Origin of the sequence: Leifsonia sp. RAF41, assembly GCF_052114085.1 — a bacterium.
Classification (GTDB): domain Bacteria; phylum Actinomycetota; class Actinomycetes; order Actinomycetales; family Microbacteriaceae; genus Leifsonia.
The window spans coordinates 1,501,102-1,520,466 of record NZ_JBFREB010000001.1 but is presented as its reverse complement, the minus strand read 5'-3'; the positions used below and the strand labels follow the sequence as shown (position 1 = coordinate 1,520,466).

Sequence of the window (19,365 nt, the reverse complement as noted above, 5' to 3'; positions counted from 1 at the left end):
GTATGGGAATCCTCAAAGCAACCTTCTGGACCGAACTCGGCTCCTGGGCCGCGAGCGCAGGCTGGAATCTGGTCAGCGCTGCCAGCATCGTCGGTGGCGCCCTGCTGCTCAGCTGGATCCTCCGCGTCGTGATCCGCAAAGTCGTCTCGCGCATCGTCAGCGGGGTGAAGAAGGGCCAGAACGTCAGCGACACGCAGGCGCTCGTGGCCTCGCCACTCGCGGCGGTCCGGCTGGTACAACGAACCCGGACGCTCGGCTCCGTGCTGACGAACATCGTGAACGTGACGATCGGGATCGTCGCGATCATCCTCATCCTCAACGTGTTCGTGCCGAACGTACTCGGCTCGTTCGCGCTGCTGACGGCCGCGATCGGCGCAGGACTCGGTTTCGGCGCCCAGAACATCGTCAAGGATGTGCTGAACGGCCTGTTCATGGTGATGGAGGACCAGCTGGGCGTCGGCGATGTCGTCGACCTCGGCTCGGCGACCGGCGTCGTGGAGGCTGTCGGCATCCGCGTCACCCAGGTGCGCGACGTCAACGGGACGCTGTGGTTCGTCCGCAACGGCGAGATCCTACGCGTCGGCAACATGTCACAGGGCTGGGCACGCGTCATCATCGACCTCGCCGTGCCCTACGACACCGACGTCGAGGCCGTGGAGGCGAAGATGCTCGAGGCGGCCAACGCGCTCGCGACGAGCACGAAGTGGCGCTCGCGCATCCTCGAGAAGCCCGAGCTCTGGGGCCTCGAATCCATTTCGGCCGACGCCCTCATCATCCGCATCGTGCTGAAGACGCGAACGACGGCCAAGGACGACGTGTCGCGCGAGTTGCGCGTCCGGCTCAAGCAGGCGCTGGACGAGATGGGGGTGAAGCTGCCCTCGCTCTCCGCGGTCGTGCTGAGCGGCTTCGACAGCGCCGCAAGCGTGATGGGGGCGAAGCCGCCGAGGACGCGGCCCAGCCAGGCGGTCACCGCGGAGCCGCCGCTGAAGGGACGCAAGGCCCGCGCGGCCGCGAAGCGGCAGTCGGCGGACGCGACGGGTGCGACGCATCCCGCTGCCATCCGCATCACGCCGGCGATCGAGAACGCGCCGCGGCCGAAGAAGTCGGCCGAAGCCGCGCCCGCGCCCGCGCCGAAGTCGACGCCGCAGCCGCCCACGGACGGAGAACCGACGTGAACATCCCCGTCATCCCGACCGGCCCCCAGCCCGCCTTCTACGACGAGGTCGGCGGTCATAAGACCTTCGTCCGGCTGGTCGACGCGTTCTACCGCGGTGTGGCCGACGACCCCGTCCTCCGCCCCATGTACCCCGAGGAGGATCTGGGGCCGGCCAAGGAGCGGCTGGTGCTGTTCCTGGAGCAGTACTGGGGCGGTCCGACCACCTACAGCCAGGAGCGCGGCCACCCCCGGCTCCGCATGCGGCACAACCCGTTCAAGGTCAACCCCGATGCCCGCGACCGGTGGCTCGCCCACATGCGGGTCGCCGTCGACGAGCTCGGACTGCCCCCGCTCCACGAGGAGACCCTCTGGAGCTACCTGGAGCGCGCCGCGTTCGCTATGGTCAACACATTCGAGGAGTAGCCTCCTCCGCCATCCCGGTGCCGAAGGAGACACGGATGACACACGAGCCCGACGCGATCGTCGTGGGAGCAGGCCTGTCCGGCCTGGTCGCCGCCGCCGAACTGCTGGATGCGGGACGCCGCGTGACGATCGTCGAGCAGGAGCCGTCGGCGTCGTTCGGCGGCCAGGCCTGGTGGTCGTTCGGGGGGCTGTTCCTGATCGACTCCCCCGAGCAGCGCCGGATGGGGGTGCACGACTCCCTCGCGCTCGCCCGTGACGACTGGTTCGGGTCCGCCGGGTTCGACCGCGCAGAGGACCACTGGCCGCGGCAGTGGGCCGAGGCCTACCTGCAGTTCGCCGCCGGCGAGAAGCGGGCGTGGCTGCACGAGAAGGGCGTCCGGTTCTTCCCCGTCGTCGGGTGGGCCGAGCGCGGCAGCGGGACGGCCGGAGGGCACGGCAACTCGGTCCCGCGGTTCCACATCACGTGGGGCACCGGGCCAGGGGTGGTGGAGCCGTTCGCGCGACGGGTTCAGGCCGCCGCCGCCAACGGACGCGTCGCCATCCGCAATCGGCACCGCGTGGACGAGCTGATCGTCGAGGGCGGCCGCGTCGTCGGCGTGCGCGGGGCCGTCCTCGCGCCGGACTCCGCCGAGCGCGGAGCGCCGAGCAACCGGGACGTCACCGGCGACTTCGAGCTGCGGGCACCGGTCGTGATCGTCGCGTCCGGAGGCATCGGCGGAAACCACGACCTCGTCCGGGCCGCCTGGCCGGCTCGACTGGGCGAACCGCCCGCGCAGATGCTCTCGGGCGTTCCGGCGCACGTCGACGGCCGGATGCTCGGGATCGCCGAGACGGCCGGCGCGCACCTCGTGAACGGCGACCGGATGTGGCACTACACCGAGGGCATCCAGAACTGGGACCCGGTGTGGGAGCGCCACGGCATCCGCATCCTGCCCGGCCCGTCGTCGCTGTGGCTGGATGCGCGCGGCGACCGGCTGCCGTCACCCCTGTTCCCCGGGTTCGACACGCTCGGGACGCTGGAGCATCTCCGCAGGACGGGCTCGGACTACAGCTGGTTCGTCCTGACGCAGAAGATCATCGAGAAGGAGTTCGCGCTCTCCGGCAGCGAGCAGAACCCCGACCTGACCGGGAAAGACGTACGCCTGCTGGCCAAGCGCGTCGCTCCAGGAGCCCCCGGGCCCGTGGAGGCGTTCAAGGAGAACGGCGCGGATTTCGTCGTCGCCGACACCCTCGACGACCTGCTCGCGGGGATGCAACGGATCGCCGACGTCCCGCTCGACACGGAGCTGGTGGCGCGGCACATCCACCAGCGCGACCGTCAGCTCGACAACGAGTTCGGCAAGGACCTGCAGCTGGCTGCCGTGCGGTCGGCGCGGAAGTATCGCGGCGACCGCTTGATCCGCGTCGCCTCGCCGCACAAGCTGCTCGACCCCGCGGCGGGACCGCTCATCGCGGTGAAGCTGCACATCCTAACCCGCAAGAGCCTGGGCGGGATCGAGACGGACCTCGACGGCCGGGTGCTCGGCGCTGACGGCGAAGTCGTGCCCGGCCTGTACGCCGTCGGCGAGGCGGCCGGTTTCGGCGGCGGCGGGATGCACGGCTACCGGGCCCTGGAGGGCACCTTCCTCGGCGGCTGCCTGTTCTCCGGCCGCCAGGCCGGCCGCGCAGCCGCCCGCGCCTGACCCGTTCTCTCCAAAATCGCTTCCTCGATTAATGCGGTGACACGCCGCGCGGGCGCAGATTTTTCGAGGAAGCGATTGTTGAGGGAGGCCGGGTCAGCGGCGGAGCGACCAGGAGGAGCGGCGGACGAGGGTGTGGCCGCGGCGCGTGGTGAGGCGCGTCCAGGTGCCGGTCTCGTGGATGGTGACGGGCTCGTCCTCGCCCAGGAAGCCGAGGCTCTCGGCGGCGAACCCGGCGCCGGTCGGAACGTACTCGAGGTCGTCGATCGGGCGGCCCCACACCTCCGCGCGGACGCGCGTGACCAGCTGCTCCCCCGTCCCGGTCGGCACGGCCTCGGCGACCTCGGCGATGCCCGCCCGCGCGATGGCCTGCAGCCGGGCGGCGTCGGTCTCGCCGACCTTCTGCCATCCTCCTCGCGGCGGCGAGATGCCCGCCCAGGTGACCGTGGACACCTCCAACGGCAGGCGGATCTCGATCGGCTCGTCGGTCGGCTGCGCCTCCGCGTTCTCGCGGACCCGCGCGACACGGTCGAGCAGCGACCGGATCGGCACGACGACGTCGAACTCCGCGTCGCCCCCGATCGCGAAGGTGCGGAGACCGAGAACGGTGGGCGTCTCGTCCATCAGACCGCGCGGATACAGGATCGCCGTATAGACGGCGAGGACCCCCGACCCGGCGATCAGGCGCACGGATCCCTCCTCGACACGGGCCGCCCTGGACAGATAGGTCTGCAGATCGGCGACAGCGAGGGTGTCCATCAAAGAAAACGACTGGTTCATCGGGTGTCTAAACTACCAAGAGACCACCGACTTGGAGGACGCGTGACCGAGCCCCTGGCTTCCCTTCTGACCGCGCTCGATCTGACCGACACCGGTGCGCGCACCAGCGAAGACATTTTCACCGGTCCGTCGCAGTGGATGCCGCTGGGCCGCGTCTTCGGCGGGCAGGTGCTCGCCCAGTCGATCGTGGCCGCGACGCGCACCGTCGATCAGGACCGCAACATCCACTCGATGCACGGCTATTTCCTGCGCCCTGGCGATGTGAACTTCCCGATCACGTTCTCTGTCGACCGCATCCATGACGGCCGCTCGTTCAGCACGCGGCGCACGCAGGCGTACCAGAATGGGCTGCCGATCCTGTCGATGATCGCCTCGTTCCAGACCGAGGATGACGGTTTCGAGCATCAGGATGCGATGCCCGAGGGTCTGCCGGATCCGGAGGAGCTCCCGTCGGCGGCAGCTGTGCTGGAGGACGTGCGCCACCCGGTCGCCCAGTATTGGGCCGGTCAGCGGCCATTCGACATGCGGCACGTGACGTCGCCCATCTACGTTTCCGTCGAGGGCGAGCGCGTCGCCCAGCAGGCCGTGTGGTTCCGGACCATCGGCGAGATGCCCGACGACCCGGCGCTGCACCGCGCGGCGCTCGCCTACGCGAGCGATTACACGATCATGGAGTCGGTGATGCGCCGGCACGGGATCGCCTGGGGCACTCCCGGCCTCAAAGCGGCCAGCCTCGACCACGCGATGTGGTGGCACCGGCCGGCCCGCGTCGACGAGTGGCTGCTGTACGTGCAGAAGTCGCCGACCGCGAGCGGAGGGCGCGGCCTCTCCGAGGGCCGCATCTTCACCCGCGACGGTCGCCTGGTCGCCAGCGTTGCGCAGGAGGCGACGATCCGCCTGCCGCGCTCCGCGGACTGACCCCGCCGGGAATCAGTCGAAGGTACTGCGCAGCAGCACTGTGCCGTCGCCGGCCGAACGGATGTCGACGGTGGCGATGTCCTTCAGCGGAAGGCTCGTCGTCGCGACCGGTGTGGCCGTCGTCCCTTCGTCTGCCGTCCAGGTCGAGATCGTGTGCTGCTTGCCATCGCGGTCGGTGATGACCATCGCGTAGGTCCAGACGTGGCCGCCGGCCTCCGCGCCGACGTGAGCGTAGGTGCAGCGGGAGTCGATCCGGGTGCCCCACGGCTCCGTCGTGAGGCGGAGGTCCGCCGTGAGCGCGCTCGGCTCCACCTGCTGCATCACGACGGCCGCCTCGGGCACGGCGGATGGATTCAGTGCCCCGGGCAGGACGAAGGCGGCGATGCCGATGATCAGCGCAGCGGTCACCGCCGACAGACCAGCGATCAGCCAGCGGGCGCGCACCCGCCGTCGATGCACCCGATGCAGCAGCGACGGCAGGACATCCGGACCGGGCCCCGGCGCTGCGGCCGGCGACACGTCCGAGACGGCCTCGTCGTCCAGGAGCGCGAAGGCCTGCTCGCGGGGGACCCGGCTCAGCAGTCCGGGCATCCCGGCCAGTTCGGAGACGGACTCGGAGCAACGTTCGCAGACGCGCAGGTGCGCCTCGTACTCGCGGCGCTCGACCGGCGAAAGGGCGCCGAGCACGTACGCGGAATCCCAGGTGGCGAACTCATCGTGAGTGGTCATCGCTCCGTCACCCCCCTCTCCTGAAGTGCGAGTCGCAGCGCGCGGAGACCGTAGTGGAGGCGCGACTTCACCGTGCCCTCCGGAATGTCGAGCTCGCGTGCGATCTCGGCGACCGACCGGCCGCCGTAATAAGCGTGGACGATGACGGAGCGGTGCTCCACCGAGAGCTCGGCCAGCGCGTCGGACACCAGCCACGCGTCGAGGACCGCGTCGGCTTCGCTGTCGGGCGCAGGATTCTCGGGGAGGTTATCCGTGCCGAACTCGTGCCGGGAGTGGGCGCTGCGCCGACCGTCGATGACCAGATTCCGCGCCACGGTGAACAGCCAGGTACGCGCGGACTGCTGCGACTGGTCGAGCACGGCGGGCCGCCGCCAGGCGCGCAGCAGCGTCTCCTGCACCACATCGTCGGCCATCGCGCGGTCGCCGGTGAGGTGCACGACGTACCGCCACACGGCCTGCGCGTGCTGGTCGTGCAGCTCGCGCAGCAGGCGGGCGTCCTCCTCCGGCATGTTCACCTCCACCCAGTACACGATGCAGCGCGCAGAAAGGTTCACACGCCACGGTTGAACCGAACGCCGTATCGTCTCGTGAATACCGTAAGAGACATGTCCGCCAAACGGGAGGAATCCGCATGAACGACCACGCACCGCTCACCCGCCGCACCCTCGTGTCGATCGGCGGCGCCTCCGCCGGAGCCCTACTGCTCGCCGCCTGCACGCCGGGCGGTGCCGATGGAGCGGGCGAATCGGGAGGCTCCGGCGGCTCTGGTGGTGCTGGCGGCTCGGGCGGCTCCGGTTCGGCGAAGGTGTCGCTGGCATCCATCCCCGTGGGCGGCGCGGTCTCGGCCACGCTCGCCGGGAAGCCGATCGTGGTGTCGCAACCCAGCGCAGGCCACGTGGTCGCCTTCAGCGCCGTGTGCACGCATCAGGGGTGCACGGTCGCGCCGCAGGGCAAGGAGTTCGACTGCCCCTGCCACGGTTCGCGCTTCGACGCGACCACGGGCGACGTGCTGAACGGCCCGGCGCGCGACCCGCTGCCGATGCTGAACGCCCGGGTCTCGGGTGACGCCGTGACCGTGACCGAGTAGGGCGTCATGGAGGTCAACGGACTGCCACTGCACGTGCTGCTCGTCCACTTCGTGGTCGTGTTGGTGCCGCTGACGGCGATCGCTGCGCTCATGGTGCCGCTCTGGCCGGCGGCGCGGCGGCGCCTCGGCGTCGTGGTGCCGCTTCTCGCGCTGGCCGATCTCATCCTGGTGCCGATCGTCACGTCCGCCGGCGAGTGGCTGCAGGCGCGGGTGCCGTCCACGCCCTTGATCGTGCAGCACGCGGCCCTCGGACACACGCTTCTGCCGTGGGTGATCGCGCTGTTCGTGTTCAGCGTCGCGCAGTGGGCGTGGTTCTTCTTCGTCGACCGCCCGGACTCGCCGCGGAGACCGTCACCCGTCGTGCGCCGGGTGGTCTGGATCGTGCTGATCGTCGGAGCGCTCGTGCTCGCCGTCGGCACCATCGTGGAGGTCGTCCTGATCGGCGAAGCCGGGTCGCGGGCGATCTGGGAGAACTCCTTCAGTCCGACACCGTTGCCCACGACGCCCGCACCGACGCCCTGACCGACGCCGACGCCCTGAGCCTGGTCAGCCCCGCTTGGCGAAGGCGACGGGCTCGTCGAGGTACGGCGTCCAGGCGTCCCGCTCGCGATCGTTGATCCGGCGTGGCCGCTGGGTCGTCGCGTCGACCAGCACGATCGTGGTGGCCGCGCGGGTGAACATCGTGCGGGGTTCGGTCCCTTCCGGCGACCAGACCTCGTAGCAGACCTCCAGGCTGGCGCCGCCGAGGCGTCCGAGCCACAGCTGCACGTCGAGTGCCTGGCGGAGGTACGGGATGGGCGCCAGGTACTCGATCTCCTGGCGGGCGATCAGCGTAAGCGTGTCCGCGCCGGGCCGTCCGTCGAGCACAGCCGTCGAGCCGCCGACAGCCTCGCCCGTGCCCTGGCCGCTGTCGTCGGTCGCCCAGAACGCCTCGATGCGCGCCTCCTCGAGGAGGCGCAGCATCTCGGCGTTGTTGACGTGCCCGTACGCGTCGAGGTCGCTCCAGCGGAGCTTGATCGGAACGTGCAGTCGCATGGCGGTCGGCCTCCGGCTCAGTCGCGCGTCAGCTTGCGGTACGCCGAACGGTTCGGCTTGGCCGCGTCCGCCCCGAGGCGCGCGACCTTGTTCTCCTCGTACGCCTCGAAGTTTCCCTCGAACCAGTACCAGTCGGCCGGGTTCTCATCGGTGCCCTCGTAGGCGAGGATGTGGGTCGCGATCCGGTCGAGGAACCACCGGTCGTGGGTGATGACCACCGCGCAGCCGGGGAACTCGAGCAGAGCGTTCTCCAGGCTCGACAGGGTCTCGACGTCGAGGTCGTTGGTGGGCTCGTCGAGGAGCAGCAGGTTGCCGCCCTGCTTGAGGGTGAGCGCCAGGTTGAGGCGGTTGCGCTCACCACCGGAGAGCACACCGGACTTCTTCTGCTGGTCCGGTCCCTTGAACCCGAACGTGGAGACGTAGGCGCGCGACGGCACCTCGGTCTTGCCGACCTGGATGTAGTCGAGCCCGTCGGACACGACCTCCCAGACGTTCTTGTTCGGGTCGATGCCGCCACGGGTCTGATCGACGTACGAGATGTTGACGGTCTCGCCGACCTTGAGGTCGCCCCCGTCAAGCGGCTCGAGCCCGACGATCGTCTTGAACAGGGTGGTCTTACCGACACCGTTCGGGCCGATGACGCCGACGATGCCGTTGCGCGGCAGCGTGAACGTGAGGCCGTCGATCAGCTTCCGGTCGTCGAAGCCCTTCTGGAGGTTCTTCGCGTCGATGACCACCTGACCGAGCCGCGGGCCCGGCGGAATCTGGATCTCCTCGAAGTCGAGCTTCCTGGTGCGCTCCGCCTCGGCCGCCATCTCTTCGTAACGGGCCAGACGGGCCTTCGACTTGGCCTGGCGGCCCTTCGCGTTGCTGCGGACCCAGTCGAGCTCTTCGGTCAGGCGCTTCGCGAGCTTGGCATCCTTCTTGCCCTGGATCGCGAGGCGCTCGCTCTTCTTCTCGAGGTAGGTCGAGTAGTTGCCCTCGTACGGGTACAGGTGACCGCGGTCGACCTCGGCGATCCACTCGGCCACGTGGTCGAGGAAGTACCGGTCGTGGGTCACGGCGAGAACGGCACCGTGGTACTTGGCCAGGTGCTGCTCGAGCCAGAGCACGCTCTCGGCGTCGAGGTGGTTGGTCGGCTCGTCGAGGAGCAGGAGGTCCGGCTTCTGGAGGAGCAGACGGCAGAGCGCGACACGGCGCTTCTCTCCACCGGACAGGGTGTTGACCGGCCAGTCGCCCGGCGGGCAGCGCAGCGCGTCCATCGCCTGCTCGAGCTGGGAGTCGAGGTCCCAGGCATCGGCGGCGTCGATCTGCTCCTGCAGCGTGCCCATCTCGGCGAGGAGGGTGTCGAAGTCGGCGTCCGGATCGGCGAGCAGCCCGGAGATCTCGTTGAACCGATCGACCTTCTCCTTGATCGGCCCGACGCCCTCCTGGACGTTCTCGAGAACCGTCTTGTTCTCGTCGAGCACGGGCTCCTGCATCAGGATGCCGACCGTGTAGCCCGGTGAGAGCTTTGCGTCGCCGTTGGAGGGCGTGTCCAGGCCGGCCATGATCTTCAGGATGGTGGACTTACCGGCGCCGTTGGGACCGACCACGCCGATCTTGGCTCCGGGAAGGAACGCCATGGTCACGTCGTCGAGGATCACCTTGTCGCCGACCGCCTTGCGGGCGCGCACCATCGAGTAAATGTATTCGGCCATGAGAAAGAGTCTATTCGGCTGGAGAGGCTGCCTCAGCCCGCAGTGCTACCAGTCGATCGCCCGGGTCTGCCCGACGAGGCAGTTCCCGGTGGAAAGAACGGGCGTGACCTCGCTCCAGTAGCCACCCGCGTCGGCGCCGTTCTGGCCGATCAGGCAGGTGTCGCCCATGCGCACGGAGAACTGGATGGAGTTCGCCTTCAGTCCGATGGTCGTCGTATCGACAGTGACCTGCATGTCGGTCTTGGTGAACCCGGCCGCCACGAGCGCGTCGATGAAGTCGCGGCCCTGTGCGTTCGGGTTGGCCGCGAGCGTTGCCTTGTTGACCTGGTCGAAGTAGGGGAGGTTCTGCTCCGCGGTGCCGCCGGGCACCAGGCCCACCGCGGCCGGAGCCGATGCCGTCGGAGTCGCCGTGGACGCCGGAGCCGCCGTCGCGGAGGCGACCGCCGACGGTGTCGCCGTCTCGGCCGGACCACCCGTGCATCCGACGAGCGCGACCGCGACCGCCACGCCGGCCACCACGATAGCGGCGGGCGCGGCGAACAGACCGGTCCGGCGGACCACAGGGGGCGTCATATGCCTCATCTTAGGGGGCCGCGGCTGGGATTCGGTCGGACGGCGCCGTCACCCCCGCGGACGCCTCGTCGACCGCTGCGCCGACCGCTTCCCCAGCGACCGCTTTGGTGAACTGGGAGCGACCCCAGCTGAGATCGTGCCCGATGGATTCGGCCTCGATCTCGACGGTCACGCCCTGTTTCTCGCCGGCCCACTCCCGAAGGCATAGTCGGCCGGCGACGAGGACAGGGTCGCCCTTGGTGATGCAATCCGCTGCGCTCAACGCAAGTCGCCTGAAGGCGCTCACCGTGTACCAGTTGTTCCCGCCGTCTTCCCACGCGGACGCTTGGCGGTTATAGCGGCGGCGGGTCGTGACGAGCCGGAAGCTCGTGATCGGCAGGCCGCCCTCCGTCACGAGATGGCGCGGCTCGGTGGCGACGAAGCCGCGGACGGCGACGGTGTCGGACATGGTCTCCCCTTTCGGTGCCCGCCTGGTGGCGGGCTCGAGACCACTCTCGTCGCCGCGAGCAGTGCATCCCCTCGTCCGAGTCGTTTCGGTGGAGAACGCTCGGAGTCGCTGGCCTGGGGACGATTCAGGCGGTGACGTACTCCGCGTACGACGACCGGATCTTGTTCACCTTCGGCAGCGCCACGGCCAGGCAGTAGCCCTGGCCGGGGTTCTTGGCGAAGAAGTCCTGGTGGTACTCCTCCGCGCGGTAGAACGGACCGAGCGGCTCGATGGTGGTGACGATGCCGCCGTCCCAGTACTCGGCAGCCCTGTCACGGGCCGCTTCGAACAGCTCCCTCTGCCGCTCGTCGTCGTAGAACATCGCCGAGCGGTACTGCGTACCGATGTCGCCGCCTTGACGGTTCAGCTGCCGCGGGTCGTGCAGGGTGAAGAACACGTCGAGGATGACGCTGGCGGGGATGACCTCGGGGTCGAAAGTGACGGCGACCGCCTCCGCGTGACCGGTGCGACCGGTGCACACCTCCTCGTAGGTCGGTTCGACGTCGATGCCGCCCGTGTAACCGGACACCACATCCTGGACGCCGCGCAGGACGCGGTAGACCGCATCCAGGCACCAGAAGCATCCGCCCGCGACCACGAAGGTCTGCATGAAGTCCCCTTTCGATCCGTTCGCATCCATTCTGCTACGCCCAGTTGACGACACGACGCCGAGGGTCCCATGCCCGCCGTCGAACCGCGGTTACCATCACCGCATGCAGTGGTGGAATGACTTCGTCGATTGGCTCACATCGCCGGCAGCGCGCCCGGTGATCTTCTACGCGGCGGTCCTCGCGGTCGCCGTGATCCTCTCCGGCCTCATCGCCGCCTGGATCGCCCGGGGCGCTCTCAAGGGCCTCCTCTCCCGCACCGACCGCCAGCAGAAGGCGTCCGCGATCGCCGCGCTCGTCGACGCGGCCACCGAGGCCTCCGTCTGGAACTCGCTGACCCCGGCCGAGCAGGTGCTCTCCGATCGCGCCGTCGGCCAGGCGGACATCATGATCCGACTCCTGCCGATCAAGAACTCCGGGCTCGCCGCGACCTGGGCCGGACACCAGCTCGCCGAGATGAAGCGAGCGTCAGCGACGTTCGGGTACCAGCTCGACCCTGCGATCGCCGAGTTCCGCGACCGCCTGATCGACTGGCAGAACAACCCGCGCCGCGCTCGCAAGATCTTCCAGAGCGACCTGGAGCGGTGGCGCTTCGAGAACACCGACGGGGAGCGCTCGCTGATCGCCCAGCAGGACGCCTGGGTCGCGCAGCAGCACCACGAGCAGTACACGCCCCCCACGCAGGCGACTGCGGAGCAGCGCCAGCCGGAGCAGCCCGCGGCTGTCGCGGCGACCGCCCCTTACACCGCGGAGACCGCGGAGGCGCACGCCAGCGCCGACACCTCCCCGACGGCACGGCTCGGCCAGCCCGTCTGATCCGAGGCACCCACAAGCAGTCCACCGAAACGAAGGGCGCCGGCATTCCGCCGGCGCCCTTCGTCGTCCCGTCTCCGGGCTCAGAGGCTGTAGGAGCCCTCGCTCCACCACCCGTCGAACATGCTCGCCGGCGGCTGCCGCTTGTGCTCGGTCGCCCGGTAGCGCCCCTCCAGCGCCTCGGCGACCTCGTCGGGCACGTCCTTGCCCTCGAGGAAGTCGTCGATGTCGTTGTAACTGAGTCCCAGGTTGTCTTCGTCGGTCTGACCGGGGTTGTGGTCGAGCAGGTCGGCCGTCGGAGCCTTTTCGTACAGCCGCGCCGGCGCCTCCAGGAATCGCAGCAGTTGCTTCCCCTGCCGCTTGGTCAGACCGCTGAGCGGGAGGATGTCCGTCCCGCCGTCGCCGTACTTGGTGAAGAATCCCGTCACCGCTTCCGCGGCGTGATCCGTGCCGATCACGAGCAGGCCCCGCTGGCCCGCGATCCCGTACTGGGCCACCATTCGGATGCGCGCCTTCACGTTGCCCTTGACGAAGTCGGACATCAGCTCTCCGAGCGCGTCGGCGTACTCGTCCTCGACGCCGTCGGTGCCGCGCTGGATGTTGAATACGACCGAGCTCTTCGGGCGGATGAATGACAGCGCCAGCTGGGCGTCCTCCTCGTCGCGCTGGACCGCGTACGGCAGTCGCACCGCCACGAACTCGGCTTCGGTACCCTCCGCCGCGAGCCGTTCCACCGCCAGCTGCGCGAGACGACCCGCCAGCGTCGAATCCTGGCCGCCGCTGATCCCGAGCACGAATCCTTTGGCGCCGGTGGTGCGGAGGTAGTCGACGAGGAAGCCGACGCGACGCTCCACCTCGGCGGCAGGGTCCACCTCCGGCCGGACGTGCAGATCCTCGATGATTTTCGCCTGAAGTTCACGCATGAGGTCAGACTATAACCGGCGGATTTCGTCCGTGTGAACGGTCTGCCGTCGGGCCTATCACGATCGCTATCATGCGCCCATGGACCCCACCGTTTCGAGCATCGTGCTCGTCCCTCTGCTGGCCGTCGCCGCCGCACTGCTGACGACCGCAGTCGGGCGGTTCGTGAAGATACCGCTCGTGGTCTTCGAGATCGTGCTGGGTCTGGTCATCGGCCCGAGCGTGCTGGGGTGGGTGCCGAAGACGGACGGGCTGGATGCGCTCGCGAACTTCGGTCTGGCGTTCCTGTTCTTCATGGCCGGCAACGAGATCGACTTCGCCGCGATCGGCGCGCGACGACTCCGCCGAGCGTCGCTCACCTGGGTCGTCTCGCTCGTCGTCGGCATCGTGCTCGCGGCCCTCATCGCGGGCGACGTCATCCGCGGCGTCTACATCGGCATCGCCCTCACCTCCACCGCTCTGGGCACCCTGATGCCCGTGCTGCGGGACGCCGGCGAGCTCCGCACCCCGTTCGGGCGCGCGGTGACGGCGGTCGGCGCCGTCGGTGAGTTCGGCCCGCTGCTGGCGATCTCGCTGTTCCTCAGCGGGCGCAAACCGCTGGCCGCCGCACTCGTGCTGATCGGATTCGCGCTGGTCGCCGGCGGTGCGATCTGGTTCGCCTCGCGCGGCGGCCACCGGGGCTTCCACCGGCTGGTCCGCGCCACACTGCATACGAGCGGTCAGTTCGCCGTGCGGTTCGTGGTGCTCATCATCGCCGCCCTGGTCGGACTGAGCATCGCCCTGGGCCTGGACATGCTGCTGGGCGCCTTCGCCGCTGGCGTGCTGTGCCGCATCCTGCTGGCCGGTGCAGAACCAGCAGACGCGCACCAGATCGAGAGCAAGCTGGAGGCCGTGGCGTTCGGCGTCCTCGTGCCGATCTTCTTCATCAACACGGGAATCGGGTTCGACCTGAAGGCGCTGCTCGGCGACCCCCGAGCCCTCCTTCTGCTGCCGATCTTCCTCGTGCTGCTGATCGTCGTGCGCGGCCTGCCCGGGTCGGTGTCGGCGCCGCCCGGTTCGACGTTGCGCGACCGGGCATCCCTGACCCTGTTCGCGGCGACCGGGCTGCCGATCATCGTCGCGGTCACCGCGATCGGTGTTCGGGAGCACGACCTCCCGGTGGGGACGGCCACGGCTCTCGTCGGGGCCGGGATGCTGTCGGTCCTGATCTTCCCGCTAGTCGCCCTGCTGCTGCGACGACGGTCGTCGGACGGCGGAGTGCGACCGGCCGATCCGGACCCGGTGGTGGTCGAAGGCTGACGGCTTCGGACCTCAGGCCACCCGGCTGACCGCGCGAGCGAGGATCGCGGTCGTCAGTGCCTCCACAGGCTCGCGCGCGGCGGACGGATTCGACAGCAGGGTGAAGTCGACGTGACCGAGCTCGGGAAGGCCGAACCAGTTGGTGACCTTGATCAGGTCCGTCGGGATGAGCGACCGCGGGAATACCGCGACACCGATGCCCGCCCGCACCGCCGCGAGCACACCGTTCACCTCGCGGGTGTTGCAGGTGATCCGCCAGGTGCGCCCGGCCGCCTCCAGCGCGTCGATCGCGACCTGACGGCTGAGACTCGGGCCCTGATAGGAGATCAGGGGGACCGGACCATCCGGGTCGAGCACGGTCTTCTCCTGGCCCATCCACACCAGCTCGTCGGTCGCGACGACCGTGCCCTCGGTCGTTCCCGGAGTCTGCTTGATGAAGATGAGGTCGAGGTGACCTGCCTTGAGCTTGCGGTGCAGCGGGGCCGACTGGTCGACGGTCAGCTCGAGGTTGATCTGCGGGTTCTGCTGGCGGAAGTGACGGAGGACGCGCGGGAGCGTTGTGATCGCCAGGTCGTCCGCCGCGCCGAACCGGAGCCGGCCGCGCATGGCCGAACCGCTGAAGTAGCTGTCGGCCTCCGCGAGGGCGGCGAGGATGGTGCGGGCGAAACCGGCCATCGCGTCCCCGTTGTCGGTGAGCCGCACGTCCCTCGTGTCCCGCGCGATCAACTGCCGCTTCGCGGACTGCTCGAGCTTGCGGATGTGCTGGCTGACGGTCGGCTGGCTGACGCCGAGGCGGGCTGCCGCCTTGGTGAAGCTGCGCGTGTCAGCGACGGCGAGGAAGGTCTGCAGCAGCACCGGGTCGAACATCGTGCGTCCATTCGAAAAGGCAATGGGAGTTATAGCCCTGATCGGGAACAATAATAGCCCGAAATGCGTAATGTCGAGGTGACACTTCATACGGAACCAGCGATGCATCGAGGTATTACACACGTGGCGCACTCCCCCACAGCGGCCCCGCCCACCGGACCCATGCCGGTCCTCTCCGCCCGGCCGCCGTGGCGAGAGACGTTCGCCTCCCTCCGCGTTCCCAACTACCGGCGCTTCGCTGCCAGCAACCTGGTCGCCAACACGGCGGTTTGGATGCAGCGGATCGCGATGGACTGGTTGGTGCTGCAGCTCTCCGGCAGCGTCGCCGCCGTCGGAATCACCGTTTTCATGCAGTTCACCCCGATGCTCGTCTTCGGGCTGTGGGGCGGCGTGATCGCCGACCGCTACTCCAAGCAGCGGCTGCTCGTCATCACCCAGTCGTGCGCGGCCGCCCTCGCAGCGATCCTCGCCGCGCTGACCCTGACCGGAGTGATCGAGGTCTGGCATGTCTACGCGATCTCGTTCGCGCTCGGACTCGTCACGGTGGTCGACAACCCCACCCGTCAGGTCTTCGTCAACGAGCTCGTCGGCCCCCGCTACCTGCGCAACGCGATCAGCCTCAACTCGTCGATCTTCCAGCTCGGCGGCCTCATCGGTCCGGCGCTCGGCGGCGTGCTCATCACGGCCGTCGGAGGCGGCTGGTCGTTCGCGATCAACGCTGTGGCGTGCCTGGCGGTGGTCTTCGCGGTCGCGACGCTGAAGCGGTCGGAGCTGCACGCCGCTCCCGCCGCCCCGCGCGGCAAGGGGCAGCTGGCCGAGGGGATGCGGTACGTGCGCCGCAAGCCGGTCATCTTCTGGACGGTCGTGATGGTCGCGGTCATCGCGGTCTTCGCCTTCAACATGCCGGTCTTCCTCGCCGCGTACGCCAACAACGTGTACCACGTCGGCGCGCAGGGATACGGGCTCTTCAACGCGCTGGTGGCGGCCGGTGCGCTGGCGGGCGCTCTCGCATCCACTCGCCGCACCAGCGTGCGGTTGTCGATGGTGGTCGGCACCGCGGCCGTCCTCGGGATCGTGCAGGCCGTCGCCGGCTTCGCCCCGGGCGAGGTGGCGTTCGGGCTGCTGCTCGTCTGCGTCGGAGTCGGCAACCTGCTCTTCATCACGGCGGCGAACTCGCTGGTGCAGATGTCGTCGAACGTGCAGATCCGCGGGCGGGTGATCTCGCTCTACATCCTGGTGCTACTCGGCGGACAGGCGCTCGGCGGCCCGATGATGGGGTGGATCGTGGAGCAGGTCGGCCCGCACATCGCCATGGCGATCTCGGGCCTCGTCCCGGCCGCAGCGGCCGCGGTCGTCGCGATACTGATCGCGCGCCAATCACGGCTCCGGCTGCGCTTCGGCCTGCGCGGACGCCGCCCGGTCATCGCGATCGTCAACCGCGCGGGCAAGGCGGGCGCGACCCTCTGAGCCGGCGCCCCTCCGGTATCGTGGAGTGCACGCCCCCGTAGCTCAGCGGATAGAGCAGGAGCCTTCTAATCTCTTGGTCGCAGGTTCGATTCCTGCCGGGGGCACTCTCGCGTCACGATTTGTGCCAAATGTCGGTTATAGCCGCGTCATAACCGACATTTGGCGCAAATCTTGAGCTGCGCGCGCGTCGTCCCGGGGGCAGCGAAAGGGCCCGGTCTCGACGAGACCGGGCCCTTTGTGGGGTGAGTAACGGGGCTTGAACCCGCGACCTCCTGGACCACAACCAGGCGCTCTACCAGCTGAGCTATACCCACCAAGGCTCCGGCCGGCTAAGCGCCGGCCGATAAGCAACTCATCGATTCTAGCCCATCCGGGGAGCCCATTTTTCCACCACACCCGAGGCCAACGCCTGGGTGTCTTCGGTGGTCGGGCCGGGAGGCGCGACGAACGCGGCAGCGCGATAGTAGTCGAGCTCGCGAATGGACTCGAGGATGTCGGCGAGAGCGCGGTGGCCGCCGTTCTTCTCCGGGGCGTTGAAGTAGATGCGCGGGAACCAGCGTCGAGCCAGCTCCTTGATGGAGGACACGTCGACGTTCCGGTAGTGCAGATGGGTGTCGAGCCGCGGCATGTACTTCGCGATGAACATGCGGTCCGTGCCGATCGTGTTGCCGGCGAGCGGAGCGGTACGTGCGGTCGGCGCGAACTTCAGCACGTACTCCAGTACCTCGTACTCGGCCTCGGCGAGGCTCTTGCCGTTCGGGATCTCTTCGATCAGACCGGAGGTGGTGTGCATCTGGCGCACGAAGTCGCCCATGTTCTCAAGAGCCGAGTCGTCCGGCTTGATCACGATGCTGAGGCCGGGGTCGAGCACGTTCAGCTCGAAGTCGGTGATCACCACCGCGATCTCGACGAGCTCGTCGACCTCGAGGTCGAGGCCGGTCATCTCGCAGTCGATCCAGACCAGTCGATCCGAGGAATTTGCCATACCTGCGAGTCTAGTGCTGGCCCCCGACGGTCCCCGGAACGGCGTACCCGCTGAGCTCGACGCGCTGCGGGACCGGGAGTTTTGGCCCCCGCCCGTCGCCGGTCGAGACGTGCCGGAGGCGGCGCGCGACCCACGGGATCGCGTACACCCGCAGCCACGTGCGCAGGGGCACGGAGTCGGGCGGTGTCGTCGGCTCCGGTGGAGGGGACGCCTCCGGTCCCCCGATCTCGGCGTACGGCACGCCCAGCGCGTGCGCCGCCTGGGCCGCGAGCAGACGGTGTCCGCGCGTACTCAGGTGCACGCGGTCGCACGCCCACATCGCCGGGTCGCGGAACTCCCGAACGCCCCACACGTCGAGCACGACCGCGCGCTGGTCGCGGGCGATGCTCCAGATGTTCGCGTTGAACACCGCAGCGCGCCCGCGGAACGGCTTGAGGAAGAACGCGAACTGCGGGTCGAAGATGTTGGCCAGCAGCACCGTCGCTCCGGACTTCCGCAGCTCCCGGATGCCGCCCTCCAGACGCGTCGCCAGGGCGTCCGGATCGGCGGCGGGACTCATCAGGTCGTTCCCGCCGATCATGACCGACACCAGATCCGGCTTCAGGCCGACGGCCTGCGGGATCTGCGCATCCACCACGTCCGCGATGCGGCGGCCGCGCACAGCGAGATTGGCGAACTCGACGGTGGCTCCCGCGAGCCGGGCATCGCCGTCGAGGATCCCGGCGAGGCGGTCCGCCCAGCCGAGGAACGCCTCTGGCTGTGCGGGCGCGCTGTCGCAGAGGCCCTCGGTGAGCGAGTCACCGAGGGCGACGTAGCGCGTGAAGGTCGTTCGGCTCACGGGACGATTATGGGTCGACCGGGGCGCCGGCGGCGCGCTCCGACGGCCGGTTCCGCGGGATCGTCGTCCCGATTTCGCCGGACGTACACTGAGGAGGTGGATTCGACACCCTCCGTTGACCCGGCGGTCACCGGGACTGAGCAGACGGCAGCCCGGCTGACCCTGTACACCTCGGCCTTCTGCGAGCCGTGCATGCAGACACGTGCTGTCCTCGCGGAGGTGGCACGTCTGGCGCCGCGGGTCGCGGTGACCGAGCTGGATGTGGCACGCAACCCGGAGCAGGCGGAGCGGGACGACATCCGCTCGACTCCGACGGTGATCGTCGCGGCGCAAGACGGCACGGAAGTTTTCCGCGCCGAGGGCGTTCCGACGCTGGCGCAGGTGCTGGCCGCCGCGGCGAAGGCGCTCTGACCCCTCCCGTCAGTCGGCGGAGCCCGCGCCGTCGGCGCTGCGGTGCAGCAGAAAGATGCCGCCGTGAGCGGGCAGGTCCGCGCGGTCCGAATCCGTCTCGATGAATTCGTCGAGGACGGCGACGATGCGGCGGTCGAGCTCGACCACATCCTCCGGCGACAGGTGCAGCGAGAACCGCGCGTACGTTGCGATGGATGCTGGTCCCGCCTCGGCCAGTTCCTGCTGGAACGCGTCGACCGGAGCGAGGCCGTCGCGGAGGTCGAGGTCTTCGAGGGGCACCGAGAGCCACCAGCTCTTGCCCGTGGAGCGGTACGGCTTCTCGAGCGCGCCGGACTCCCCCGTCCGCACCGCCGCGGGTTCGAGGAAGCCCGCCTCCACCAACTGCCGCACGTGGTAGTACGCGGTTCCCGCGTCCACCCCCAGCCGGTCGGCCAGCTGCTTGTTGGTCAGTTCGCGGTCCCCGCAGAGGCGCAGGATGCGCACGCGCAGCGGGTGCGACATCGCCTTCAGTTCCTGGGGCGTCGCGGGCCGACGCTTGGCGTCCGGGTCGGCGTGGCGCTCGTCGCTCATGCTGCGATCCTACGCGCGA

At 69.2% G+C, this 19,365-nt stretch carries 23 protein-coding genes and 2 tRNA genes; 11 read left to right on the top strand and 14 right to left on the bottom strand.

Translation table 11 applies throughout. From position 1 onward, the window contains the following. Positions 1-2: 2 nt before the first annotated feature. Genes AB4Y74_RS07330 through AB4Y74_RS07320 form a run of 3 tightly spaced genes read left to right on the top strand, consistent with a single transcriptional unit; the run spans position 3 to position 3,261 of the window. On the top strand, positions 3-1,175 hold the full coding sequence (locus tag AB4Y74_RS07330; protein WP_441798448.1) for a mechanosensitive ion channel family protein: 1,173 nt from the start codon (positions 3-5) through the stop codon (positions 1,173-1,175). A 2-nt stretch (positions 1,176-1,177) separates the two neighbouring features. Then, positions 1,178-1,579 (top strand): globin, encoded by a 402-nt coding sequence (locus AB4Y74_RS07325; RefSeq protein ID WP_441800410.1) that lies wholly within the window; start codon positions 1,178-1,180, stop codon positions 1,577-1,579. Between the two features lie 35 nt (positions 1,580-1,614). Then, a complete protein-coding gene (locus AB4Y74_RS07320; RefSeq protein WP_441798447.1) occupies positions 1,615-3,261 on the top strand; it encodes an FAD-binding dehydrogenase in 1,647 nt (548 codons plus the stop codon). 93 nt (positions 3,262-3,354) lie between these two features. On the opposite strand, the gene AB4Y74_RS07315 is transcribed toward AB4Y74_RS07320, so the two are convergent. Then, a complete protein-coding gene (locus AB4Y74_RS07315) occupies positions 3,355-4,038 on the bottom strand; it encodes a hypothetical protein (protein ID WP_441798446.1) in 684 nt (227 codons plus the stop codon). Positions 4,039-4,080: 42 nt separating this feature from the next. Between AB4Y74_RS07315 and AB4Y74_RS07310 the strand changes: the two genes are divergently transcribed. Continuing rightward, the gene (locus AB4Y74_RS07310; protein WP_441798445.1) at positions 4,081-4,956 is read left to right on the top strand and encodes an acyl-CoA thioesterase; all 876 of its coding nucleotides are present in this window, start codon (positions 4,081-4,083) and stop codon (positions 4,954-4,956) included. Between the two features lie 12 nt (positions 4,957-4,968). On the opposite strand, the gene AB4Y74_RS07305 is transcribed toward AB4Y74_RS07310, so the two are convergent. Further along, on the bottom strand, positions 4,969-5,685 hold the full coding sequence (locus AB4Y74_RS07305) for an anti-sigma factor family protein (RefSeq protein ID WP_441798444.1): 717 nt from the start codon (positions 5,683-5,685) through the stop codon (positions 4,969-4,971). Next, positions 5,682-6,194 carry a sigma-70 family RNA polymerase sigma factor gene (locus tag AB4Y74_RS07300; protein ID WP_441798443.1) on the bottom strand — a complete coding sequence of 171 codons (513 nt, stop codon included), beginning with the start codon at positions 6,192-6,194 and terminating at the stop codon, positions 5,682-5,684. The genes AB4Y74_RS07305 and AB4Y74_RS07300 overlap by 4 nt, the downstream gene beginning before the upstream one ends. 122 nt (positions 6,195-6,316) lie before the next feature. Between AB4Y74_RS07300 and AB4Y74_RS07295 the strand changes: the two genes are divergently transcribed. Both AB4Y74_RS07295 and AB4Y74_RS07290 read left to right on the top strand, forming a co-directional pair. Beyond that, the gene (locus tag AB4Y74_RS07295) at positions 6,317-6,772 is read left to right on the top strand and encodes a ubiquinol-cytochrome c reductase iron-sulfur subunit (RefSeq protein WP_441798442.1); all 456 of its coding nucleotides are present in this window, start codon (positions 6,317-6,319) and stop codon (positions 6,770-6,772) included. Positions 6,773-6,778: 6 nt separating this feature from the next. Beyond that, positions 6,779-7,294: a hypothetical protein gene (locus AB4Y74_RS07290; protein WP_441798441.1), complete on the top strand. Its 516-nt coding sequence runs from the start codon at positions 6,779-6,781 to the stop codon at positions 7,292-7,294. Between the two features lie 24 nt (positions 7,295-7,318). Here the strand turns inward: AB4Y74_RS07290 and AB4Y74_RS07285 are convergent, their stop codons facing one another. From AB4Y74_RS07285 to msrA, 5 genes are all read right to left on the bottom strand, one after another. Next, entirely contained in the window at positions 7,319-7,807 is a 489-nt protein-coding gene (locus tag AB4Y74_RS07285) for an acyl-CoA thioesterase (protein WP_441798440.1), read from the bottom strand. Positions 7,808-7,824: 17 nt separating this feature from the next. Then, positions 7,825-9,507: an energy-dependent translational throttle protein EttA gene (gene ettA, locus AB4Y74_RS07280; RefSeq protein WP_441798439.1), complete on the bottom strand. Its 1,683-nt coding sequence runs from the start codon at positions 9,505-9,507 to the stop codon at positions 7,825-7,827. Positions 9,508-9,552: 45 nt separating this feature from the next. Continuing rightward, positions 9,553-10,080: a DUF6993 domain-containing protein gene (locus AB4Y74_RS07275; protein WP_441798438.1), complete on the bottom strand. Its 528-nt coding sequence runs from the start codon at positions 10,078-10,080 to the stop codon at positions 9,553-9,555. Between the two features lie 10 nt (positions 10,081-10,090). Next, entirely contained in the window at positions 10,091-10,528 is a 438-nt protein-coding gene (locus AB4Y74_RS07270) for a single-stranded DNA-binding protein (protein WP_441798437.1), read from the bottom strand. A gap of 124 nt (positions 10,529-10,652) precedes the next feature. After that, the gene (gene msrA / locus AB4Y74_RS07265) at positions 10,653-11,177 is read right to left on the bottom strand and encodes a peptide-methionine (S)-S-oxide reductase MsrA (protein ID WP_441798436.1); all 525 of its coding nucleotides are present in this window, start codon (positions 11,175-11,177) and stop codon (positions 10,653-10,655) included. A 103-nt stretch (positions 11,178-11,280) separates the two neighbouring features. On the opposite strand from msrA, the gene AB4Y74_RS07260 reads away from it, so the two are divergent. After that, positions 11,281-11,991: a hypothetical protein gene (locus AB4Y74_RS07260; protein ID WP_441798435.1), complete on the top strand. Its 711-nt coding sequence runs from the start codon at positions 11,281-11,283 to the stop codon at positions 11,989-11,991. An 80-nt stretch (positions 11,992-12,071) separates the two neighbouring features. Here the strand turns inward: AB4Y74_RS07260 and nadE are convergent, their stop codons facing one another. Beyond that, positions 12,072-12,911, bottom strand: coding sequence for an ammonia-dependent NAD(+) synthetase (gene nadE / locus AB4Y74_RS07255; protein ID WP_441798434.1), 840 nt, complete (start codon positions 12,909-12,911; stop codon positions 12,072-12,074). Between the two features lie 79 nt (positions 12,912-12,990). Here nadE and AB4Y74_RS07250 point away from each other — a divergent pair, with 79 nt between their 5' ends. After that, entirely contained in the window at positions 12,991-14,208 is a 1,218-nt protein-coding gene (locus AB4Y74_RS07250) for a cation:proton antiporter (RefSeq protein ID WP_441798433.1), read from the top strand. Between the two features lie 12 nt (positions 14,209-14,220). Here the strand turns inward: AB4Y74_RS07250 and AB4Y74_RS07245 are convergent, their stop codons facing one another. After that, positions 14,221-15,075 (bottom strand): LysR substrate-binding domain-containing protein, encoded by an 855-nt coding sequence (locus AB4Y74_RS07245; protein ID WP_441798432.1) that lies wholly within the window; start codon positions 15,073-15,075, stop codon positions 14,221-14,223. A 162-nt stretch (positions 15,076-15,237) separates the two neighbouring features. Here AB4Y74_RS07245 and AB4Y74_RS07240 point away from each other — a divergent pair, with 162 nt between their 5' ends. Continuing rightward, positions 15,238-16,542 carry an MFS transporter gene (locus AB4Y74_RS07240; RefSeq protein ID WP_441800409.1) on the top strand — a complete coding sequence of 435 codons (1,305 nt, stop codon included), beginning with the start codon at positions 15,238-15,240 and terminating at the stop codon, positions 16,540-16,542. 31 nt (positions 16,543-16,573) lie between these two features. Next, positions 16,574-16,646, top strand: a tRNA-Arg gene (locus AB4Y74_RS07235). A 134-nt stretch (positions 16,647-16,780) separates the two neighbouring features. Here AB4Y74_RS07235 and AB4Y74_RS07230 read toward each other — a convergent pair. The 3 genes from AB4Y74_RS07230 to AB4Y74_RS07220 all read right to left on the bottom strand — a co-directional run bounded on the left by AB4Y74_RS07230 (position 16,781) and on the right by AB4Y74_RS07220 (position 18,365). Beyond that, positions 16,781-16,856, bottom strand: a tRNA-His gene (locus tag AB4Y74_RS07230). Positions 16,857-16,903: 47 nt separating this feature from the next. Beyond that, positions 16,904-17,527 carry an oligoribonuclease gene (gene orn / locus AB4Y74_RS07225; protein ID WP_441798431.1) on the bottom strand — a complete coding sequence of 208 codons (624 nt, stop codon included), beginning with the start codon at positions 17,525-17,527 and terminating at the stop codon, positions 16,904-16,906. 10 nt (positions 17,528-17,537) lie between these two features. Then, entirely contained in the window at positions 17,538-18,365 is an 828-nt protein-coding gene (locus tag AB4Y74_RS07220; protein ID WP_441798430.1) for an SGNH/GDSL hydrolase family protein, read from the bottom strand. Positions 18,366-18,461: 96 nt separating this feature from the next. Here AB4Y74_RS07220 and AB4Y74_RS07215 point away from each other — a divergent pair, with 96 nt between their 5' ends. Next, positions 18,462-18,776: a thioredoxin family protein gene (locus tag AB4Y74_RS07215; protein ID WP_441798429.1), complete on the top strand. Its 315-nt coding sequence runs from the start codon at positions 18,462-18,464 to the stop codon at positions 18,774-18,776. 9 nt (positions 18,777-18,785) lie between these two features. Here AB4Y74_RS07215 and AB4Y74_RS07210 read toward each other — a convergent pair whose 3' ends face one another. Then, complete coding sequence (locus AB4Y74_RS07210) at positions 18,786-19,346, bottom strand: ArsR/SmtB family transcription factor (protein ID WP_441798428.1); 561 nt, start codon at positions 19,344-19,346, stop codon at positions 18,786-18,788. Positions 19,347-19,365: the final 19 nt, after the last annotated feature.